Source organism: Stenotrophomonas maltophilia group sp. vghtpe118 (genome assembly GCF_052605195.1).
In genome coordinates this window covers 1,732,287-1,751,370 of the sequence record NZ_CP199672.1, presented here as the reverse complement: position 1 = coordinate 1,751,370, position 19,084 = coordinate 1,732,287, and the positions used below count along the sequence as shown (strand labels likewise).

Annotated in this window: 22 protein-coding genes and 1 tRNA gene; 14 read left to right on the top strand and 9 right to left on the bottom strand. The window is 66.9% G+C overall.

Annotated features, from left to right (window positions below; genetic code table 11):
* The first annotated feature begins 113 nt into the window (after positions 1–113).
* The 10 genes from ruvB to queC all read left to right on the top strand — a co-directional run bounded on the left by ruvB (position 114) and on the right by queC (position 8,494).
* Positions 114–1,154, top strand: coding sequence for a Holliday junction branch migration DNA helicase RuvB (gene ruvB / locus ACUDTM_RS08140; protein WP_005418515.1), 1,041 nt, complete (start codon positions 114–116; stop codon positions 1,152–1,154).
* Positions 1,144–1,575, top strand: a complete 432-nt coding sequence (ybgC, locus tag ACUDTM_RS08135; protein WP_049413323.1) for a tol-pal system-associated acyl-CoA thioesterase — start codon at positions 1,144–1,146, stop codon at positions 1,573–1,575. Before ruvB ends, ybgC begins: the two co-directional genes overlap by 11 nt.
* 10 nt (positions 1,576–1,585) lie before the next feature.
* The gene (gene tolQ / locus ACUDTM_RS08130) at positions 1,586–2,365 is read left to right on the top strand and encodes a protein TolQ (RefSeq protein ID WP_005410752.1); all 780 of its coding nucleotides are present in this window, start codon (positions 1,586–1,588) and stop codon (positions 2,363–2,365) included.
* A 24-nt stretch (positions 2,366–2,389) separates the two neighbouring features.
* On the top strand, positions 2,390–2,818 hold the full coding sequence (gene tolR / locus ACUDTM_RS08125; protein WP_005410751.1) for a protein TolR: 429 nt from the start codon (positions 2,390–2,392) through the stop codon (positions 2,816–2,818).
* A complete protein-coding gene (tolA, locus tag ACUDTM_RS08120; RefSeq protein WP_227838082.1) occupies positions 2,808–3,863 on the top strand; it encodes a cell envelope integrity protein TolA in 1,056 nt (351 codons plus the stop codon). Before tolR ends, tolA begins: the two co-directional genes overlap by 11 nt.
* Before the next feature lie 285 nt (positions 3,864–4,148).
* Positions 4,149–5,468: a Tol-Pal system beta propeller repeat protein TolB gene (gene tolB / locus ACUDTM_RS08115; RefSeq protein ID WP_005418511.1), complete on the top strand. Its 1,320-nt coding sequence runs from the start codon at positions 4,149–4,151 to the stop codon at positions 5,466–5,468.
* A 64-nt stretch (positions 5,469–5,532) separates the two neighbouring features.
* Complete coding sequence (pal, locus tag ACUDTM_RS08110; RefSeq protein ID WP_005418510.1) at positions 5,533–6,051, top strand: peptidoglycan-associated lipoprotein Pal; 519 nt, start codon at positions 5,533–5,535, stop codon at positions 6,049–6,051.
* Between the two features lie 3 nt (positions 6,052–6,054).
* Complete coding sequence (gene ybgF, locus ACUDTM_RS08105; RefSeq protein WP_053499377.1) at positions 6,055–6,873, top strand: tol-pal system protein YbgF; 819 nt, start codon at positions 6,055–6,057, stop codon at positions 6,871–6,873.
* Between the two features lie 176 nt (positions 6,874–7,049).
* Positions 7,050–7,751 carry a 7-carboxy-7-deazaguanine synthase QueE gene (queE, locus tag ACUDTM_RS08100; RefSeq protein WP_151355323.1) on the top strand — a complete coding sequence of 234 codons (702 nt, stop codon included), beginning with the start codon at positions 7,050–7,052 and terminating at the stop codon, positions 7,749–7,751.
* Positions 7,752–7,828: 77 nt separating this feature from the next.
* Complete coding sequence (gene queC, locus ACUDTM_RS08095) at positions 7,829–8,494, top strand: 7-cyano-7-deazaguanine synthase QueC (protein WP_061480332.1); 666 nt, start codon at positions 7,829–7,831, stop codon at positions 8,492–8,494.
* A gap of 90 nt (positions 8,495–8,584) precedes the next feature.
* Here the strand turns inward: queC and ACUDTM_RS08090 are convergent, their stop codons facing one another.
* A complete protein-coding gene (locus ACUDTM_RS08090) occupies positions 8,585–9,538 on the bottom strand; it encodes a DUF2268 domain-containing putative Zn-dependent protease (protein WP_088497144.1) in 954 nt (317 codons plus the stop codon).
* Positions 9,539–9,705: 167 nt separating this feature from the next.
* On the opposite strand from ACUDTM_RS08090, the gene ACUDTM_RS08085 reads away from it, so the two are divergent.
* Positions 9,706–9,781, top strand: a tRNA-Lys gene (locus ACUDTM_RS08085).
* Positions 9,782–9,854: 73 nt separating this feature from the next.
* On the opposite strand, the gene ACUDTM_RS08080 is transcribed toward ACUDTM_RS08085, so the two are convergent.
* Entirely contained in the window at positions 9,855–10,184 is a 330-nt protein-coding gene (locus ACUDTM_RS08080) for a hypothetical protein (protein WP_088497083.1), read from the bottom strand.
* An 83-nt stretch (positions 10,185–10,267) separates the two neighbouring features.
* Positions 10,268–10,420: a hypothetical protein gene (locus ACUDTM_RS08075; protein WP_227838078.1), complete on the bottom strand. Its 153-nt coding sequence runs from the start codon at positions 10,418–10,420 to the stop codon at positions 10,268–10,270.
* 1,033 nt (positions 10,421–11,453) lie between these two features.
* On the opposite strand from ACUDTM_RS08075, the gene ACUDTM_RS08070 reads away from it, so the two are divergent.
* Entirely contained in the window at positions 11,454–12,305 is an 852-nt protein-coding gene (locus tag ACUDTM_RS08070; RefSeq protein ID WP_072167674.1) for an alpha/beta hydrolase, read from the top strand.
* Between the two features lie 82 nt (positions 12,306–12,387).
* The gene (locus ACUDTM_RS08065) at positions 12,388–13,326 is read left to right on the top strand and encodes an alpha/beta hydrolase (protein ID WP_445391249.1); all 939 of its coding nucleotides are present in this window, start codon (positions 12,388–12,390) and stop codon (positions 13,324–13,326) included.
* 37 nt (positions 13,327–13,363) lie between these two features.
* On the opposite strand, the gene ACUDTM_RS08060 is transcribed toward ACUDTM_RS08065, so the two are convergent.
* Positions 13,364–13,789, bottom strand: a complete 426-nt coding sequence (locus ACUDTM_RS08060; RefSeq protein WP_061480336.1) for a response regulator — start codon at positions 13,787–13,789, stop codon at positions 13,364–13,366.
* Positions 13,790–13,882: 93 nt separating this feature from the next.
* The gene (locus ACUDTM_RS08055; RefSeq protein ID WP_072167676.1) at positions 13,883–14,650 is read right to left on the bottom strand and encodes a CPBP family glutamic-type intramembrane protease; all 768 of its coding nucleotides are present in this window, start codon (positions 14,648–14,650) and stop codon (positions 13,883–13,885) included.
* Between the two features lie 150 nt (positions 14,651–14,800).
* Between ACUDTM_RS08055 and ACUDTM_RS08050 the strand changes: the two genes are divergently transcribed.
* Positions 14,801–15,121, top strand: a complete 321-nt coding sequence (locus ACUDTM_RS08050) for a TFIIB-type zinc ribbon-containing protein (protein WP_061480338.1) — start codon at positions 14,801–14,803, stop codon at positions 15,119–15,121.
* A gap of 87 nt (positions 15,122–15,208) precedes the next feature.
* On the opposite strand, the gene ACUDTM_RS08045 is transcribed toward ACUDTM_RS08050, so the two are convergent.
* The 4 genes from ACUDTM_RS08045 to ACUDTM_RS08030 form a co-directional block, all read right to left on the bottom strand.
* Positions 15,209–15,721 (bottom strand): GNAT family N-acetyltransferase, encoded by a 513-nt coding sequence (locus ACUDTM_RS08045; RefSeq protein WP_353761555.1) that lies wholly within the window; start codon positions 15,719–15,721, stop codon positions 15,209–15,211.
* Positions 15,722–15,802: 81 nt separating this feature from the next.
* Positions 15,803–16,768: a copper resistance protein B gene (locus ACUDTM_RS08040; RefSeq protein WP_445391248.1), complete on the bottom strand. Its 966-nt coding sequence runs from the start codon at positions 16,766–16,768 to the stop codon at positions 15,803–15,805.
* Positions 16,765–18,576, bottom strand: coding sequence for a copper resistance system multicopper oxidase (locus ACUDTM_RS08035; protein ID WP_353080219.1), 1,812 nt, complete (start codon positions 18,574–18,576; stop codon positions 16,765–16,767). The genes ACUDTM_RS08040 and ACUDTM_RS08035 overlap by 4 nt, the downstream gene beginning before the upstream one ends.
* A 75-nt stretch (positions 18,577–18,651) precedes the next feature.
* The gene (locus ACUDTM_RS08030; RefSeq protein ID WP_088497078.1) at positions 18,652–19,035 is read right to left on the bottom strand and encodes a CopL family metal-binding regulatory protein; all 384 of its coding nucleotides are present in this window, start codon (positions 19,033–19,035) and stop codon (positions 18,652–18,654) included.
* Positions 19,036–19,084: the final 49 nt, after the last annotated feature.

Genomic DNA, 19,084 nt, shown 5'->3' with positions numbered 1-19,084 from the left:
CGGCCGCTGGCGGGCATCCGCCGCACCACCGGTGTTCATGGGGTTGCCGGCCAGCGGCCGGCACTACCGTGCTTCCGGCCCCGGAATGCAACCATTTACCGCATAATCACGGTATGACCGACGACCGCATCATCGGCGCCGGCGCCACCCGCGAGGATGACGCCGCCGACGCCAGCATCCGCCCCAAGCGCCTGGCCGACTATCTCGGCCAGGCCCCGGTGCGCGAGCAGATGGAGATCTACATCGAAGCGGCCAAGGGGCGCGGCGACGCGCTCGACCACGTGCTGATCTTCGGGCCGCCCGGCCTGGGCAAGACCACGCTCAGCCACGTCATCGCCAACGAACTGGGCGTGGCCCTGCGGGTGACCTCCGGCCCGGTGATCGAGAAGGCCGGCGACCTGGCCGCGCTGCTGACCAACCTGCAGCCGCACGACGTGTTGTTCGTGGATGAGATCCACCGCCTGTCGCCGGTGGTCGAGGAAGTGCTGTACCCGGCGATGGAAGACTTCCAGATCGACATCATGATCGGTGAGGGCCCCGCGGCCCGTTCGATCAAGATCGACCTGCCGCCGTTCACCCTGATCGGTGCCACCACCCGCGCCGGCCTGCTGACCGCGCCGCTGCGCGACCGCTTCGGCATCGTCCAGCGGCTGGAGTTCTACAGCGTCGAGGAGCTGACCCGGATCGTGCGCCGTTCGGCCACCATCCTCGGCATCGACTGCACCGCTGATGGCGCCGGCGAGATCGCGCGCCGCGCGCGCGGCACCCCGCGTATCGCCAACCGCCTGCTGCGCCGCGTGCGCGACTATGCGCAGGTGAAGGCGGGCGGCCACATCGACGAGGCCGTGGCGCAGGCCGCGATGAAGATGCTCAAGGTTGATCCGGAAGGCTTCGACGAGCTCGACCGGCGCCTGCTCAAGACCTTGGTCGACTACTTCGATGGCGGCCCGGTCGGCATCGAGTCGCTGGCCGCGGCGCTGTCCGAGGAGCGCGGCACGCTGGAAGACGTGGTCGAGCCGTACCTGATCCAGCAGGGCTTCCTGGTGCGCACCGCGCGCGGCCGCATGGCCACCCACAAGGCCTACCGGCACATGGGCCTGAAGCCGAAGAACCCGCCGCAGGATCTGTTCGCGGAGGTTCCCGATGTCGGTTGAGCCACTATTCAGTTGGCCGACACGCATTTACTGGGAAGATACCGACGCAGGCGGCGTGGTCTACCACGCCCGCTACGTGGCCTTCATGGAACGGGCCCGGACCGAATGGATGCGTGCGCTCGGCTACGGCCAGGAGCGCATGCGCGCCGAGCATGGGATGGTCTTCGCGGTGCGCTCGATGCAGATGGATTTCATCAAGCCGGCACGGCTGGATGACACCCTGCAGGTGAGCGCCCGCCTGGTCCAGCTGAAGAAGGCCAGCATGGTCTTCGACCAGCAGATCCTGCGCGACGGCGAGCTGCTGCTGTCGGCCCGGGTCCGCATCGCCGCACTGGAAGCGGCCAGTTTCCGCCCGCGTGGCATGGACGAGGCCGTCCTTGCCATGCTGCAACCCCACCTCCACCCCGAATCCGAACACTGAGGAACAACGGATGATCGCAACGCTCCTGGCCCTGCAGGCCACGGTCACCGAGGCACTGCCGGCCGACGTCAGCAACGCCGCGACACAGACCCTTGCCCAGGCCACCACCGGCGGCGGCATCAACTACCTCGAACTGATGGCCAAGGCCAGCCTGCCGGTGAAGATCATCGTGCTGCTGCTGCTGGTCGGCTCGTTCGTCAGCTGGGTGATCATTTTCCGCAAGGCCCGCGTGTTCAAGCAGGCCACCCGCGAAGCTGACGAGTTCGAGAACCGCTTCTGGTCCGGCGCCGACCTGGGCAAGCTGTACAGCGCCGCCACCGACCGCAGCCGCAGCGTGACCGGCCTGGAAGCCATCTTCGAAGCTGGTTTCCGCGAGTACACCCGCCTGCGCGACAAGCGCCGCCTGGATGGCCGTGCGCAGCTGGAAGGCGCGCAGCGTGCCATGCGCACCACCTACACCCGCGAAGTGGACCAGCTTGAGCGCAACCTGGAACTGCTGGCCAACATCGGTTCGACTGCCCCGTACGTGGGCCTGGTCGGTACCGTGTTCGGCATCATGGTGACCATGCACGACATGATCAGCAGCGGTGCGCAGGCCGGTATCGCCGCCGTCGCGCCAGGCATCTCCGAAGCCCTGTTCGCCACCGCCATCGGCCTGTTCGTGGCGATCCCGGCGGTGTGGGCCTACAACCGCTTCACCACCCGCGTGGAGCGCATGTCGGTGCGGTTCGAGACCTTCGCCGAAGAGTTCAGCTCCATCCTGCAGCGCCAGAGCGCTGGCGACGAGTAAGCGCCTGACCCGGGAGTCCAAGCCATGTCCGCTGCCATCGGTCGCCGCAAGCGCCGCAAGCTGAAATCGGAAATCAACGTCGTTCCCTACATCGACGTCATGCTGGTGCTGCTGATCATCTTCATGGTCACCGCGCCGCTGCTCACCCTGAGCTTCGACGTCGACCTGCCGCAATCCAACGCCAAGGCGCTGGAAAGCAAGCAGGACCCGGTGATCGTCTCGGTGCGCCAGGACGGCCAGCTCAGCCTGAAGCTGCCCGACGCCAAGGAGCCGACCGCCGTGTCGGCCGAGGAACTGGAAGGCCGCCTGGCCGGCATCGCCGCCCAGGACAAGGGCGTGCGCGTGATCGTCGCCGCCGACCGTGCCGTGGCCTATGAAAAGGTCATCGCCGCGATGGATGTGATCAAGCGCGCCAAGGTAGACAAGGTAGGCCTGGCCACCGATGCACGCTGACGCCCTGCCACCTCCGCAGCAGCGCGAACCCGGCTGGGGCCTGCCCCTGGCGCTGGCGTTGCTGGTGCACCTGCTGGTCGCGCTGGTCTTCATCGTGGCCTGGTTCTGGTCGCCCGAGCGCAACACCGACGCCGCCGCCGGTGATCCGTCGGTGGAGGCCAGCCTGGCGCTGTCCGCGTCCGAAGCGTCCGCTGCCCGCCAGGCCCTGCGCCAGTCCGAAAAGCTGGAGGACCTGCCGCCGCCGGTGGCCGAGCCGGTTCCGGTGCCGGAAGACACCATTCCGCCGCCACAGCCGATTCCCGAGCCGCGCCCACAGGACGCCCCCACGCCGCAGCAGCAACAGGCACAGGAGCGTGTCGCGCAGCCGGATACCAAGGACCAGGAAGCGGTGAATGCGCTGGCCGTCTCGCAGGAGAAGGCCAGGCAGGAGCAGGAAGCCAAGCGCCGCCAGGAGCAGATCGACCTGACCGAACGCAAGCGCCAGGAAGAGGCCGAGCAGAAGCTGCGCCTGGCCAAGCAGCAGGAAGAAGACGCGAAGAAGAAGCTGGCCGATCAGGCGCGTCAAGCCGCGGACAAGGCCGAGGCCGAGAAGCAGAAGAAGATCGCCGAGATCCGTGCCCGCCGCGAACAGGCCGAAAAGGAAGCCAAGCTGGCTGAGCAGAAGCTGCGCCAGGTCGCCGCCGCGCGCAATGCCGCGGGCAGTGCCGCCGCCGGTTCCAGCGGTGCGTCCCAGCCGGCCGCCGGTGGTGGTGGCAACAGCGATGATCTTTCGGCCAAGTACGCCGCGGCGATCCAGGCCAAGGTGCTGTCGCAGTGGGTGCGGCCGGACACGGTGCCGCTGGGCCAGCGCTGCCAGATCACCATCACCCAGATTCCGGGTGGCACGGTGATGCAGGCCAAGGTCAGCCCGAACTGCCCGTACGACGAGGCCGGCAAGCGTTCGATCGAGGCCGCCGTGCTCAACGCGCAGCCGCTGCCGTACCGTGGCTTCGAGTCGGTGTTCGCACGCACGCTCAACTTCACGTTTACTGCCCAGGATCGCTGAGGCGGCGGGCCAGCGGGGGGCTTTCGGGCCACCCGCGCCCACGGTTGTCGCGCTTGCCTCTGGTGTGCTCGGTTTCGACCGGGCAGGCTGTAGGCTGCTGTCGAACACCGTCCTCCGGGGCGGCGTGACCAGGGCAGACGGTGCGATGTTAGCCACGACGTTAACGGTGCGTGAGAAGACGGGCTGGAACTGACCCGGAATTCACGTACCCTTGGTTCATGATTGCGAAGCGGTTCACTCCCGCTTTGTTATCCCTCGTTCCGGTTTCCCCTTATTGAGCGCTCCATGAAAAAGATGCCTCGCTGGCTTGCCGTGTTTGCGGCCCTGTTGCTGCCCTTTGCTGCTGTCGCGCAGCAGAAGGGGCTGGATATCGACATCATCGGCGGCAATGCCTCCGCGCTGCCGATCACCATCGTGCCGATGCCCTATCAGGGTTCGTCGGCCGCTCCGCAGACCGACGTCGCCGGCGTGGTCCGTGCCGATCTGGAGCGTTCGGGTCAGTTCCGCACGCTGCCGGAAGCGCAGATCGTCGAGAAGCCCGTGCGGGGGGGGGATATCCAGTTCGCGACCTGGCGCGCGCTGAAGCAGAACTACATCGTGGTCGGCCGCGTGCTTGATGCCGGTGCGGGTGCCTACCGCGTCGAGTACGAACTGTTCGACGTGCCCAAGGGCGAGCGCCTGCTGGGCCTGGCGATGACCGCCCGTGGCAACGCCATGCGCGACGTTGCCCACCAGATGGCCGACGCCATCTACGAAAAGATCACCGGTGTGCGCGGCGCCTTCTGGACCCGCATCGCCTACGTGACCGCCAGTGGCAAGGGCGACGCCATGCGCTACGCGCTGATGGTGGCCGATTCCGATGGCTTCAACCCGCAGACCATCGTGCGCTCGGCCGAGCCGCTGCTGTCGCCGTCGTGGAGTCCGGATGGCAGCAAGCTGGCCTACGTCAGCTTCGAGCGTGGCAATTCGGCCATCTACATCCAGAACATCGGCACTGGAGCGCGCGAGCTGGTCACCAGCTTCCGCGGCATCAACAGCGCCCCGGCGTTCTCGCCGGATGGCCGCAAGCTGGCCCTGACCCTGTCGCGCTCCGGTAACCCGGAAATCTACGTGATGGACCTGGGCAGCAAGCAGCTGACCCAGCTGACCAACCACTTCGCCATTGATACCGAGCCGACCTGGGCACCGGACGGCAGCGCGGTGTACTTCACCTCCGATCGCGGCGGCCGTCCGCAGGTCTACAAGGTCGGTGCCGGTGGCGGCAGCGCCGAGCGCGTCACCTTCCAGGGCAACTACAATGCCAAGCCCTCGGTGTCCTACGATGGCAAGAAGATCGCCGTCGCCCAGGGCTCGGGCAACAGCTACAAGATCGCGATGATGGACAGCTCGCTGGGGTCGCCCCGCTGGAGCACGCTGTCCCCGGGTTCGCTGGATGAATCTCCGAGCTTTGCGCCCAACGCAAGCATGGTGCTGTACGCCGCCCGCGAAGGTGGCCGTGGTGTGTTGTATGCCGTTTCGGCCGATGCGCGGGTTCGCCAGCGCCTGGTCCTGGCCGACGGTGATGTGCGCGAACCGGCATGGTCCCCATACCGTACCCAGCGCTAAAAGAGTGTTAATATTTTCGTTGTCTTGAACCCCTCATCGGCTTAGGAGCCACAAAGGTATCGCCATGAACAAGTCCACCCGCGTTCTGCTTGTTTCCCTGCTGTCTGTGGCCGTCCTGGCCGGTTGCTCGAAGAAGGTGAAGGAAGAGCCGGCAGCCCCGGTCGACACCGGCACCTCGACCACCACCCCGACCGGTCCGTCGACCTCCGGCCTGTACGGCCCGGGCGACCTGGACACCGACGCCTGCCTGCGCCAGCGCGTTGTCTACTTCGACCTGGACAAGGAAGACGTGAAGCCGGAATTCCAGGCCATCATGGCGTGCCACGCCAAGTACCTGCGTGACCGTCCGTCCTCGCGCATCACCCTGCAGGGCCACACCGACGAGCGCGGTTCGCGCGCGTACAACCAGGCCCTGGGTGAGCGTCGTGGCAACGGCGTCAGCTCGGCCCTGCAGGCCAACGGTGGTTCGGCTTCGCAGCTGACCGTCGTGTCCTACGGTGAAGAGCGTCCGGTCTGCACCGAGTCGAACGAGTCGTGCTGGTCGCAGAACCGTCGCGTCGAAATCGTCTACACCGCGCAGTAATCCATGCGCATTGGCATCAAACTGATGCTGGTCGTTGCGGCAGCCCTCGTGGCTGCCGCACCGGCGCACGCACAGCGACAGAGCCTGGCTGACCGTGTCGGCGCGCTCGAGCAGCAGATGTACAACAACAGTGCCAACCAGGACCTGTTGAACCAGATCAATCAGCTGCGGCAGCAGGTCACCAGCCTGCAGGCCTCGATCGAGCAGTTGCAGCATGACAACGCCCAGCTCAAGCAGTCCGCCCAGGACCAGTACCTGGATCTGGACAGCCGCCTGAACCGGTTGGAAGGGGGCAACGCCGCCCCGGCCCTGCCGCCCGTTCCGGCGAGCGCGCCGAAGGCCGCACCGGCCCCGGCAAAGCCCGCAGCGGCGGCCACTTCCGAGCGGCCGCCTTCCGTCCATGGTGATGCTGGCAGCCTTGCCGCCACCGGCGACGAGCGCACCTCCTACAACGTTGCCTTCGATGCGTTGAAGGCCGGCAGGTACGACGATTCAGCACAGCTGTTCCTGAGCTTCCTGGAGTTGTACCCGAACGGCGTCTACGCGCCGAACGCGCTGTACTGGCTGGGCGAGAGCTACTACGCCACCCGCAATTTCCCGATGGCCGAGACCCAGTTCCGAGAGCTGCTCTCGCGCTATCCGACCCACGACAAGGCCGCGGGCGGCCTGCTCAAGATCGGCCTCTCGCAGTACGGCGAGGGAAAGGTCGACCAGGCCCAGCAGACGCTGGAGACCGTCGTGGCGCAGTACCCCGGTTCGGACGCCGCGCGCACCGCGCAGGACCGCCTGCAGTCCATCCGCCTGGGCAGGCAGATCCGCTGATCCGCTGAGCGGGCGTACAATAGGTGCCCTGTAGAGCCGAGCCCACACTCGGCTGCTTTCGTTTCCGGACCGGCAAACCCGTCCGGTTGCTGTTGTAGAGCCGAGCCATGCTCGGCTGTTTTCGTTACCGGCCACGGTAGCCCACCCGCCACGTGTCCCACCAAGAAGTACCCGCCATGACCGCCGTTACCCCGTCAAACGCCGTCGCCATCCCCAGCGACATCGTGCAGTCGCCGCTGCCGCGCCTGAAGATCACCGAGATCTTCACCTCGCTGCAAGGCGAGGCCGATACCGCCGGCTGGCCGACCGTGTTCGTGCGCTTGACCGGCTGCCCGCTGCGCTGCCAGTACTGCGACACCGCCTATGCCTTCCACGGCGGCACCTGGTGGGACATCGACGACATCGTGGCCGAGGTGCTGGCCCAGGGCGTCCGCCACGTCTGCGTGACCGGCGGCGAGCCGCTGGCGCAGAAGCGCTGCCTGGTGCTGCTGCAGAAGCTGTGCGATGCGGGCATGGATGTCTCGCTGGAAACCTCCGGCGCGCTGGATGTCAGCGCAGTAGACCCGCGCGTGTCGCGCGTGGTTGACATCAAGACGCCGGGCTCGGCCGAAGCCGCCCGCAATCGCCTGGAAAACCTGCCGCTGCTGACCGTCCGCGACCAGATCAAGTTCGTCATCTGCAACCGCGAGGACTACGACTGGGCCAAGGCCATGGTCGCCGAGCACGGCCTGGTGGAGCGTTGCACCGTGTTCTTCTCGCCGAGCAAGGGCGAGATCAGCGCGCGGCAGTTGGCCGACTGGATCGTCGAAGACCGGCTGCCGGTGCGCTTCCAGATGCAGTTGCATAAAATCCTGTGGAACGACGAGCCGGGCCGATGAGCCGGCGCAGCGTTCCCTGATGTAGCTCCGGCGCGGGACAGCGTGCTGGCTTTCCCCTCCCAACCGGAAGATTTCCCATGAAGAAGGCAGTTGTGCTTCTCTCCGGCGGCATGGATTCAGCCGCCGTCATCGCCATGGCCCAGGAACAGGGCTTCGCCGTGCACGCCCTGAGCGTGCGCTACGGCCAGCGCCACACCTCCGAACTGGACGCCGCCGCCCGCGTGGCCAAGGCCCAGGGCGTGGTCGCGCACAAGACCGTGGACGTGGACCTGCGCAGCATCGGTGGCTCGGCGCTGACCGATGACATCGACGTACCGGAGGCGGGCGGTGCCGGCATTCCGGTCACCTACGTGCCGGCGCGCAATACCATCATGCTGTCGCTGGCGCTGGGCTGGGCCGAAGTGCTCGGTGCCAATGACATCTTCTGCGGCGTCAACGCCGTCGACTACTCCGGCTACCCGGACTGCCGCCCCGAGTTCGTGGCCGCGTTCCAGGCGCTGGCCAACCTGGCCACAAAGTCGGGCGTGGAAGGCGCCGGCATCAAGGTGCATGCCCCGCTGCAGTTCCTCAGCAAGGGCCAGATCGTCAGCGAAGGCGTGCGCCTGGGCGTGGACTTCGGCCTGACCGTGTCCTGCTACAACGCCGACGCCAACGGCGCTGCCTGTGGCCACTGCGACGCCTGCCGCCTGCGCGCGCAGGGTTTCGCCGAAGCCGGCGTGCCCGACCCCACGCGGTACGCCTGACCGCGCCTGGTAGAGCCGGCCGCTGGCCGGCTTCCCCGGTGGGGCAATCACTCCCTCGGTGGTGCCAACCGTTGGTCCGCACTCCTTGACCTAGCGGGCCTGCAACCATCCCGATGCCTCGATGAAGGCCCGCACCGCAGCCGGATCGGCATAGTCCAACTCAATCATCCGCGCGATACCGGCCTTCTCGTCGGCCTGCTGGCGCATGTACTCCTGCGCGATACGGTAGCCGGCGTAGTAGCCCAGGTCACTCACCCCGAACGGATTGCGCGCGCTGTTGTACAGCCAGTTGTCCAGGTTGTCCCCGTGCATCTCCGCACGGAAGCGCGCGCGGATTTCCGCTTCGTGCGCTGGCCCATAGGTGTACAGCGGCAACGCCGGGCGGCGCCCGCTGATGCGCTCTGCCACGTATTCGGCCACGCCTTCGCGTACCGCGTACTGGGCCAGGCTGCCGGTGGTCTCGCGCTGCTGGGTATGCACGTATTCGTGCAGGTTGTTCTGCGCGTTGTTCGCACCGGGGCGGCTGTCGTAGAAGATCCGCAGGCGGCTGCGCATCGGCTCGGGCAGCTCGCTCACGTCCACGCGCTCATCGCCGAGCGCCATCTCCGCGCCGATCAATACCTTGTTGCCCAGCGTGGTGCCGCCTGTGCGCAGCACGCCCACTGCATAGGTGATGGTGGCTGGACGCAGTGCCGGGTAGAGCGCCCGGAACGCAGTCAGGTCGCGCTCCAGCGTGGCGCTGGCGAGCTGTGCGTTGGCGGTGAGCGGCCGCACCGACGTCCAGAAGCGCGGCCACGCCCACATGGCCACGGCGTATTCGCGGGCAGTGTAGTGGCGCACCTGCATCAGCGCATGCAGCCCGGGGCTGCCGGGATCGATGTAGCGTTGCTGGACCAGCGCCACCCGGCGTTCGCCATCGGGTTCGGCGCGCACCGCATCATAGGTGGCCCAGAAGCGGGCGATGTCGTCAGTGACGACCTGGGATGGGGCGGCCAGGGCTGCGCAGGGCAGCAGGGCGGCAAGCAGGCTGGCGATCAGACGCATCCATGGCTCCGGGAAAGGATCACAGATGGGATGCGACAATGGCCCGAAAGGTTTAAGCCGCTGGTAGTGCCGGCCGCTGGCCGGCATCCTCGACACACCGGGGTTTCACGCGACCGGCCAAAGTAGGGTAGAATGCCCACCCCGCCGAAAGGCTGGGGCAGTGCAATGGGCCGTTAGCTCAGTCGGTAGAGCAGAAGACTTTTAATCTTTTGGTCGAAGGTTCGAATCCTTCACGGCCCACCATTGCGGTCAATGACCCAAGTCATTCAAAAAGGCACCGCTCAGCGGTGCCTTTTTGTTGTTGCTCGCAAAATGCCTATTTCGCCTTGGCGCCGCGCGCCAGCGCCGCCTCGCGTTCCGCCGCCACCTGCGTGGCAACGGCTGCAGCATTGGCGGCGGCATTCGCAGCCCGCTCCGCCGCAGCACGATCCGCATCGAACCGCGCCTGCCGCTGGGCGCTGTAGGCGCGTTCCAGTTCCAGCGAGGCAAGGAAACTGTCTGGATGCTTCGCCGCACACGCCCGCTGTACCAGTTGCACAGCATGATCGGACAGCCCGGGCTGGATATTGCCCAGCAGGCAATCGGCATACGGTACGGACGCAGCGGGGCCAGCAGCCAGCGCGGCAACGATCACGACATTCAACACGCAAACCTCCTTGTAGGTTTCGATGGGACCCGGTACCGGCCGGTCCGGCCCCAGTATGGCCCGGTTTGCAGTACAGGGTGAGGCTACTCCGGCCGCACGTCCCGGCACACCAGCTCGGCCAGACTGCGGCAGGCAAAGAACAGCCCTTCAACCACGCCGGCATCCAGATGCCGGTCCGGCGTGGCCATTGCTCGGCAGCGGTCGGCGGCGTGCAGCATTTCCGCCACGGTCAGCATGCCAATGGCGGCTCGTTCCACCCGCGACAGGGCAACCCCGCGCCCTGCAGATAGGCTGGTTTCAGGCCAGGGCAGGCCATCGGCGCCTTCGCCCGCGCGGATGCGTTTGAGGCAGCCAGAAACGTGCTCAGTTCGGGCGCAGGGTTGTCGTCGTCATCGTGGGTGCTGGCGGCGTATGAAGCATAGGGCGGACGGTCGGTCATCTCGGCTTCCTCAGCTCTGGAGTGGGCGTGCCACCGCGCAGGGCGGGTGGCAGGCGATGCGTGGCTGCAAGCCGGAATGACATCACGTAGTAACCGGCGGGTCCGAAGACCCCCACGCACCGCCCGCCATGAAGGCCGACGGATCACCCGCCGGCACGGTCCAAAGACAGTGTCGGCGGGTGAGCGCAAACAACAGCGTGAATGTCATTACGGGCTTGCAGGCCCGCTGCCACCCGTTGTCGGTGGCGCAGTATGGTGTTTACGCCTGCGCCTGGAGCTCAATGAGGATTTTCCGAAGAACGATGCGGAATCCAGGCGCGCGACGATGGTGGCGCAGGCCGCGCCGACGCAGCAAGCGACAGGGCGCGACGCATGTGCTCATGCGCTCGGTCGGTCGCGTTGGACAATGTCGGTAACTGCCGCTGACGGCACGTTTGCCGTGGTGGGGAACGTGGAAAGTGCGCGCCACGTTTGCCAGCCGTGGTGGTGCGGAACAGCGGGTCACGCACTCAAAAATCGGTGCATCTGCGACGTCCAAGGTGTTGTAGAGCCGAGCCATGCTCGGCTGCGGTTTGCGCGGTGGGCTGAGCCGAGCGTGGGCTCGGCTCTACAGTGATCCGTCCCATCCGCGACGGTTGAACTGTTGTAGAGCCGAGCCATGCTCGGCTACGATTCGCATGGGAAACCGAGCCGTACCCGGTTGCGCGCGGGGAGGTCATCCCCCGCATGGCATGGATCTATGCATCTGGCAGGGATGCTGAGCGTGCAGAAGCCGCCAATGCCTGCCGCTGGGCGCTATGCTCGGCCTCTTTCCCAGGACGGGTCACCCCATGCGCTTGATCATGCTGTCGCTGTTGTTGTCCGCCGTCTCCGTCGCGCCGTTGATGGCCGCCGAACCGGCGCCGTCCGTACAATCAGCGGCCGCAACCCCGCTGGTGATCGGCGAGACCTTCACCGTTGAGTCGAAGGCGCTGGGCGAGACCCGCCGCATCAACGTCTACCGCCCGCAGCCGTGGGGCCTGGACCCGAAAACACCGCTGCCGGTGATCTACATGCCCGACGGCGGCATCGATGAGGACTTCCTGCACGTGGCAGGACTGGTGCAGGTGCTGAGCGGCAATGGCAGCATGCGCCCGTTCCTGCTGGTCGGCATCGAGAACACCGAGCGCCGTCGCGACATGACCGGCCCCAGCAGCGATCCGCAGGACCAGAAGATCGCGCCGCGCATTGGGGGTTCCGCGGCCTACCGCACGTTTCTGCGCGATGAACTGATGCCGCAGGTACGCCAGCGCTACCCGACCACCGACGAGCGCGCGCTGATCGGTGAGTCGCTGGCCGGCCTGTTCGTGGTTGAGACGCTGCTGCAGGAACCGGCGCTGTTCAACAGCTACATCGCGCTGGATCCCAGCCTGTGGTGGAACCGCGGCGCGATGCTGGCCGGAGTGGCCAAGCAGTTGCCTGCGGTGACGCGTGCGCAGCCGCACGTATTCCTGGCCAGCAGCGGGCAGCCGGAGCTGGCCGCCTCTGCCGCACGACTAGCCGCATTGCTGCAGCACGCCTCGCCGTCGCCGCTGGTGAAGTACCTGCCACTGCCGGAGGAAACCCACGCGACCCTCTATCACCCGGCCGCAATGCAGGCGCTGCGCACGCTGTTCCCGGCACCACCGCCGGCCTCGCCCTGACCGCACTGGCACCGGGCTGCACGCCATGCAAGGATGCGGCAGCGGTGCCATGCGGTGCGCCGCCCGCAATGGGAGAGTGTGGATGCAGCGTGTGCGTGGATGGAGTATGGCGGCCTGCCTGGCCATGAGTAGCTGTGCGATGTCGGTGGCGCCACCGGCAACGCAGAATGAAGCGAAAGAAAGCGCGGCCACCGCTGTGCCGGGCGTGGTGCTGCCGGATACCGAAGCGCTGCGCGTGCACGATCCGGTGGGCCGCGATTATCCGATCTGGGTAGCACTGCCGGCTGACTACGCGGCGCATCCAGAGAAGCGCTATCCGGTGCTGTATGTGACCGATGCGCTGTACACCTTCCCGCTGGTGCGCAGCGTGCGCAACATGGTGGGGCAGAAGGGCGTGAACCTCGAGGATTTCATCCTGGTCGGGCTGCCGCCGCAGGAAGGCCTGACGTCCAAGCAGAGCCGCTCGCGCGATTACACGCCCAGCGATCCGGCGCGCACCGATCCGCGTGACTACAGCGACGACGTCAGCTACGGCGGCGCGGCGCACTACCGTGATTTCCTCGCTGAGCAGGTGCTGCCGATGATCGATGCGCGCTACCGCACTGATCCGGCGCGGCGCGCCTATGCCGGTCATTCCTATGGTGGCTTGTTCGGTGCCTACGTGCTGACCACGCGCCCAGACATGTTCCGCACCTACATCCTGTCAAGCCCGTCGCTGTGGTTCGACAACCATCGGGTGCCGCGCATGCAGGCCGAGGCCAAGGCGCCCACGCAGCCGGCCACGGTGGTGCTGTCGATCGGCAGCTTCGAAACGGTGAAGCCGGAGCCGCGCTATTTCACCCGCAACGACATGCTGCGCCACAACGCCGAATTCGCCGAGCAGCTGCGCGCCAACGGGCGCTCGTTGACGGTGGACAACATGGTGATCGATGACCAGGATCACTTCACCGTGTATCCGGACATGATCACCCGCGCGCTGCTGAAGGTGTTCCCGGGTACCGGACCGTACAGCAGCGGTTGATTGCAGGTTCAATCCACGCCATGCGTGAATGATTGCCTCAGGCCGCGCTGGCCTGCGGCGGCGGCATCAACGTGGCATCCGCTGCATGGCGGAAGCACAGGCGGATGGCATCGAGCAGCTCGCTCATGCTGTACGGCTTGGGCAGGAAGTGGATGCCGGCGCGCAGCTGCGGCAGCACATGATGCTGGTCCATGCCGGAGGTGACCAGGATCGGCAGCTGCGGCAGATGCTCGCGCACGCGGTTGGCGGTTTCGATGCCGCTGATCCCGCCCAGGCAGACGTCGGTGAACAGCAGGTCGAACGGCTCGCCGGCGTTGAGCAGGCCCAGCGCGGCCTCGGCACTGCTGACAGCGGTGACCTGGCAGGCCTGGCTTTCCAGGGCGAGGCGGCTGAGTTCCTGGGTTTCCTCGGCGTCCTCGATCAGCAGGACGCGCGGTTCCACAAAGCGCTTGGACAGCAACATGACGCGGCAACTCCGGACAACAGGGGAGCAGAAGGCGCGCAAGTATGCGCAAGCCGGGGGTGATCCCGGCGTGCACGCCAGGCTAAGTGGGCGTTACAGCCGATGCTGCTGCCGGCGGCGTACCTGCCAGGCCAGCACCGCCACCGCCAGCAGCGCGGTGCCGATACGCAGGCTGGTGGCCTGCCAGCCCAGCGCGACGGCGTCATCGAGGCTGAACGCGTTCCACGCCATGTTCATCGATACATGCAGCACCAGGCCGCACCACAGGGTGTCGCCGTCCAGATGGTCGAGCCAAGCGAAGATGAAGCCGCCCAGTGCGATGACCGCGCCGACGAACAGGGCAGTGCCGCCGCCGTCGAAGCCGCCGAAGCCCAGCCAGTGCACCCAACCGAACAGCAGCGCCTGCGGCAGCGCAAGCAGGGACCACGGGCCACGCATGAGCTTCACCAGCAACACGAAGCCGAGGCCGCGGAACAGCACTTCCTCGGCCAGTGGGAACAGCACGGCGAGCATCGTTGCATCCAGGGTGGTCAGTGCGGTGTTGGGCGTGCCCAGCAGCGCCAGGCCCAGCCAGCAGGGCAGGCTGGCCAGCAGCACCCACATCGGGCCGCGCCAGCCGTTGCCGCGCAGCCCCAGGCTGGCCATCAGGCCTACCCCATGGGGGCGCAGCAGTGCGGCCAGCAGCAGTGCCAGCAGCACGGCCAGTGCGTTGTCCAGCAGGCTGCCGCCGTAGGGCATGGGCAAGGCGGGAATCGGCGCGCCTGCGGCCGCAGCGACATCGCGCAGATTGAGGCCCAGGCCGACGCCGAGGAGCACCAGCAGCAGGCGCGCCGCGTTGGGCAGGCGGGACAGGACGGTCATGCACGCACTCCCTGCGGAACCAGCGTGCAGTGTGGAAGGCGGCCGAGGACGCTGGCACGCGCCGGAAGTCCCTGTGCCATCGGTCATGTGTTGCCGCACAGTCCTCCGTGGGCAGGTAGAGTCGTTGCCAGACCTTCAGGAGCCATGCCCATGCTGTGCCCCGTGTGCAAGACCCAGACCCTGCAGATGGCCGAGCGCCATGGCATCGAGATCGATTACTGCCCCGGTTGCCGTGGCGTGTGGCTGGACCGTGGCGAGCTGGACAAGATCATCGAACGTGCCGGCGCCGGTGCTGCGGTGCCGCCGCCCGCCCCTGTGCAGGCACAGCCGGCCGCTGCGCCGCCGCCGGTGATGCATCGCGATACCCGCCACCTGGGCCAGCGCTACGAGGACAACCGGGGCCAGCAGTACGGCCATGGGTACAAGAAAAAGAAGAAGGACAGCTTCCTGTCGGAGTTGTTCGACTTCTAGGCGCTTCGCTTTTGTGGAGTCGAGCCATGCTCGACTGGCTATTGCCAAAGCAGTCGAGCATGGCTCGACTCTACATGTGCAGCATGGTCACAGCCGGCGCAGGATGAACTCGCGGTCGCGCGTATCCCCGACGATGAAGTCGTACTCGCCGACCTTGCTGCAGCCGTAGCGCGCGTAGAAGCGCTGCGCGCCGAAGTTCTCCTCCCAGACGCCCACCCACAGGGTGCGGCGCTGCGGCTGGTCCAGCCAGGCCATGAACGCGTCCATCAGGCGCGCGCCGTGGCCGCCGTTCTGGTAGTCGGCCAGGATGTAGAAGCGCTTCAGTTCGATGTCGCCTTCGCAGGCCTCGGCATGCGGCAGGGTGTTGGCACCGGCAGCCAGGTAGCCGACCACGTTGTTGCCGTCCATCAGCAGCCAGATCGCGCTGCGCGGGTCGGACAGTTCGGCGCGCTGCGGTTCGCTGCTGTAGTGCGCCTGCAGGAAATCCTGCAGCTCCTGCGCCGGATACGAGTCGCCCCAGGTTTCGTTGTAGGTGGTGATGGCGATGGCCGACAGCGCGTCGACATCGGCAAGGGTGGCGCGGCGGATCTGCAGCGACATGGCGGAGCCTGCATTGGAACGTGGCGCAGTGTAGCCGGCCCCGGCGTTTGCCGGGGCTGGCGGTTGCTCACACCCCGCTGATCAGAACCACATGCGAACGCCGGCCACCCAACGCGTGTCGCGCGCGTGGTCACCGGCGTAGTCGGCGGTGTCGCCAAACGTGCGCTCGTGGCTGATGCCGATGTACGGCGCGAAACGGCGGCTGAACTCATAACGCAGGCGCAGCCCGGCTTCGACCTTGTTCAGTCCGCGACCAATGCCGTACTCCGGTTCATCCTTGGCTGCGATGGTGGCTTCCAGCAGCGGCTGCAGGATCAGGCGGTTGGTCAGCAGCACGTCGTACTCGACCTCGGCCTTGGCCAGCACCTGGCCGCCGGAACCCATGTACAGCGTTGCCGAGCTCTCGAACTTGTACGGTGCAAGGCCCTGGATGCCGATGGCCGCCCAGGTGCGCGAGTCGGCCGGCTGGAAGTCCTGGCGCACGCCGACCAGCACGTCCCACCACGGCGATACGCTGCGACCATACAGTGCTTCCAGTGACGACGATTCCGTGCGGCCGCGGCTGCGTTCGCCATCGGTGCGCAACCACAGGCGGTTGATGTTGCCACCGATCCAGCCGGTGGCCTCCCAGGCCTGGCCGGTGCTGTTCTTGCCGTCCCAGTGTTCGAGGCGATCGATCAGCAGCAGGCTGTTGATCTGCGGTGCATGCTCCATCGCATCGTGCGCGATCGGTGGGAATGCGGCAGCGCGGTCGGCATCGGTGGGAACCGGGATCGGCTCGCGCGGTTCGATCGGTGCGGGCGTGCCGTGACCCATCGCCTCGTGGTCCATCGTGGAGTGGTCCATGCCGGCGTGATCCGCCGCGCCCATGTCCATCTTCGAATGATCCATCTTCGAATGATCGACCGGTTCGGCCGGCGCGTTGGCGGTCTTTGCGGGCGGATCTATCGCGCCCATGTCATGGCCAGCATGCGACTGCGCGAATACCGGCCATGCCGCGGCCAGGCCCAGGGCCAGCAGGCTGGGGGAAAGCAGTGAGTGGCTCATTCTTCGATCCTCACTTCGCGCATCATGCCCGCTTCCATGTGGTAGAGCAGATGGCAGTGGTAGGCCCAGCGACCGAGCGCATCGGCACGCACGCGGTAACTGCGGCGGGTGCCGGGTGGCATGTCGATGGTGTGCTTGCGCAGCTGGAATTCGCCCTGCGCGTTTTCCAGATCACTCCACACGCCGTGCAGGTGGATCGGGTGCTGCATCATGGTGTCGTTGACCAATACGATGCGCATGCGCTCGCCGTAGTTCAGCCGCAGCGGCTCGGCGCTGGCGAACGGAATGCCATCGAATGACCAGGAGAACTTCTCCATATGGCCGGTCAAGTGCAGCTCGATCTCGCGGCTCGGCTCGCGGCCATCGGGGTCCTCGAACAGGCTGCGCATCGCGCCGTAGGTGAGTACCTGGCGACCGTTGTCGCGCAGGCCGATGCCGGGATCGTCCAGTTTCGGTTCGGTGGCCGAGCTCTGCATGTCCACCAGCGGGTTGTTGCGTTCGCTGGCCGGGTGCTTCGGTGCCTTGCTGGCGGCATCGCTACCGCCGTGCGCACTGTGGCCCATGCTGGCGCCGCAGCCGCCTTCCATGCCCTTCATCGCGGCCATGTCGTGGCCACCATGGCCACCACTACCCATGTCGTGCCCCATGTCGCTCATCGTCAGCAACGGGCGTGGGTCGCGCGCGGGAACCGGTGCCTGCAGGCCATGGCGGACTGCCAGCGTTCCGGCGGCAAAGCCGGTACGGCCCATGTCCTGGCAGAAGATGGTGAACGCGTCCTGCCCGGTCGGTTCCACCAGCACGTCGTAGGTTTCGGCCGGCGCGATGCGGAACTCGTCGATGCTGACCGGATGGATGTACTGGCCGTCGGCGGCGACCACGGTCATCTTCAGGCCGGGAATGCGCACGTCGAAGTAGGTCATCGAGGCGCCGTTGATGAAGCGCAGCAGTACTTTCTCGCCGCTGCGGAACAGCCCGGTCCAGTTGCCGGCCGGCGCGGTGCCATTCATCAGGTAGGTGTAGGTGTGCGCATTGATGTCGGAGATGTCGGTGGGCGTCATCCGCATCCGCCCCCACATGCCACGGTCGGACAACGCGGCCGACCAACCGTCGCGCTTCACGTCACGCAGGAAGTCGGGCAGGGTGCGCTTGTAGTAGTTGTCATGCTCGGCGAGCTTCTTCATGCGCCGGAACAGCGCGCCGGGGTCCATGTCGGTCCAGTCGGACAGCAGGATCACGTGCTCGCGGTCGTGCTGGTAGGGCGCCGGCTCGGCCGGGTCGATGATCAGCGCGCCGTACAGGCCGGCCTGCTCCTGGAACATCGAGTGGCTGTGGTACCAGTAGGTACCCGACTGCTTCAGTTCGAAGTGGTAGTGGTAGGTCTCACCGGGGCCGATGCCATTGAAGCTCAGTCCCGGCACACCGTCCATGTTCGCAGGCAGCAGGATGCCGTGCCAATGGATCGAGGTCGGGTGGCGTTCCAGGGCGTTGCGCACGAACAGATCCACCGTCTGGCCTTCACGCCAGCGCAGGATCGGTGCCGGCAGCGATCCATTGACGGTGATCGCCGGACGGGTGCGGCCAGTGAAGTTGGCCAGCGATTCGCCGATGGCCAGTTCGATGCGGGTGTCGCTGAGCACGGCGGGGGCGCCGGCCAGGCGTGGGGCGGCAGTGGCGGCGGCGAGCGCGCGCTGCGGCACGCCGACAGCGGCGATGCCGGCAACCACGCCACCGGCGGCCAGGCCCTGCACGAACAGGCGGCGCGACGGCATGGGCACAGCGCCCGGACCGCGGGGGATGCGGGTATTCATGGTGGTGACTCCAGACACGTAAAGACGCCGGCAGGCGGCCGGCTGCGGTGCGCAGGGCGCACGGTGCGTGTGGAATCAGCCGATGGGAGGGCGTGAGATCGGCGGCAGCGGCGGCGCGGGCCGGCCGGTGGCCGGCATCGGCTGCGGGGCCAGCGACAGTGCCGGCCCGGCAATGAACGGCAACGGCTGCACCACCAGCAGCGGGTGCTGGGCGCAGCTGCGCACGCAGTCCTTGATCTGGCAGTGGGCGTCGTGGGCCGGGGCCTTGGCCTGCGGGGCCGGGTTGGCCTGCGTGTCGGCGTGGTGGTGGCAGTCGGCAGTGCCGCCATCAACAGCAGCGGCTGCGGCGTGGGCCATCCGCCCCATTTCTTCGTGACCACGGGCCATGGCCGCGTTCAGCCCGTTGAGCAACAGGCTGAGCATGAGCACGACGCGGAGCAGGGTCGAGGCCAGGGACATGGCGCTAATTTAGCCGCAAGCGGGTGCGGATGCACTTCCGGCTGAATGG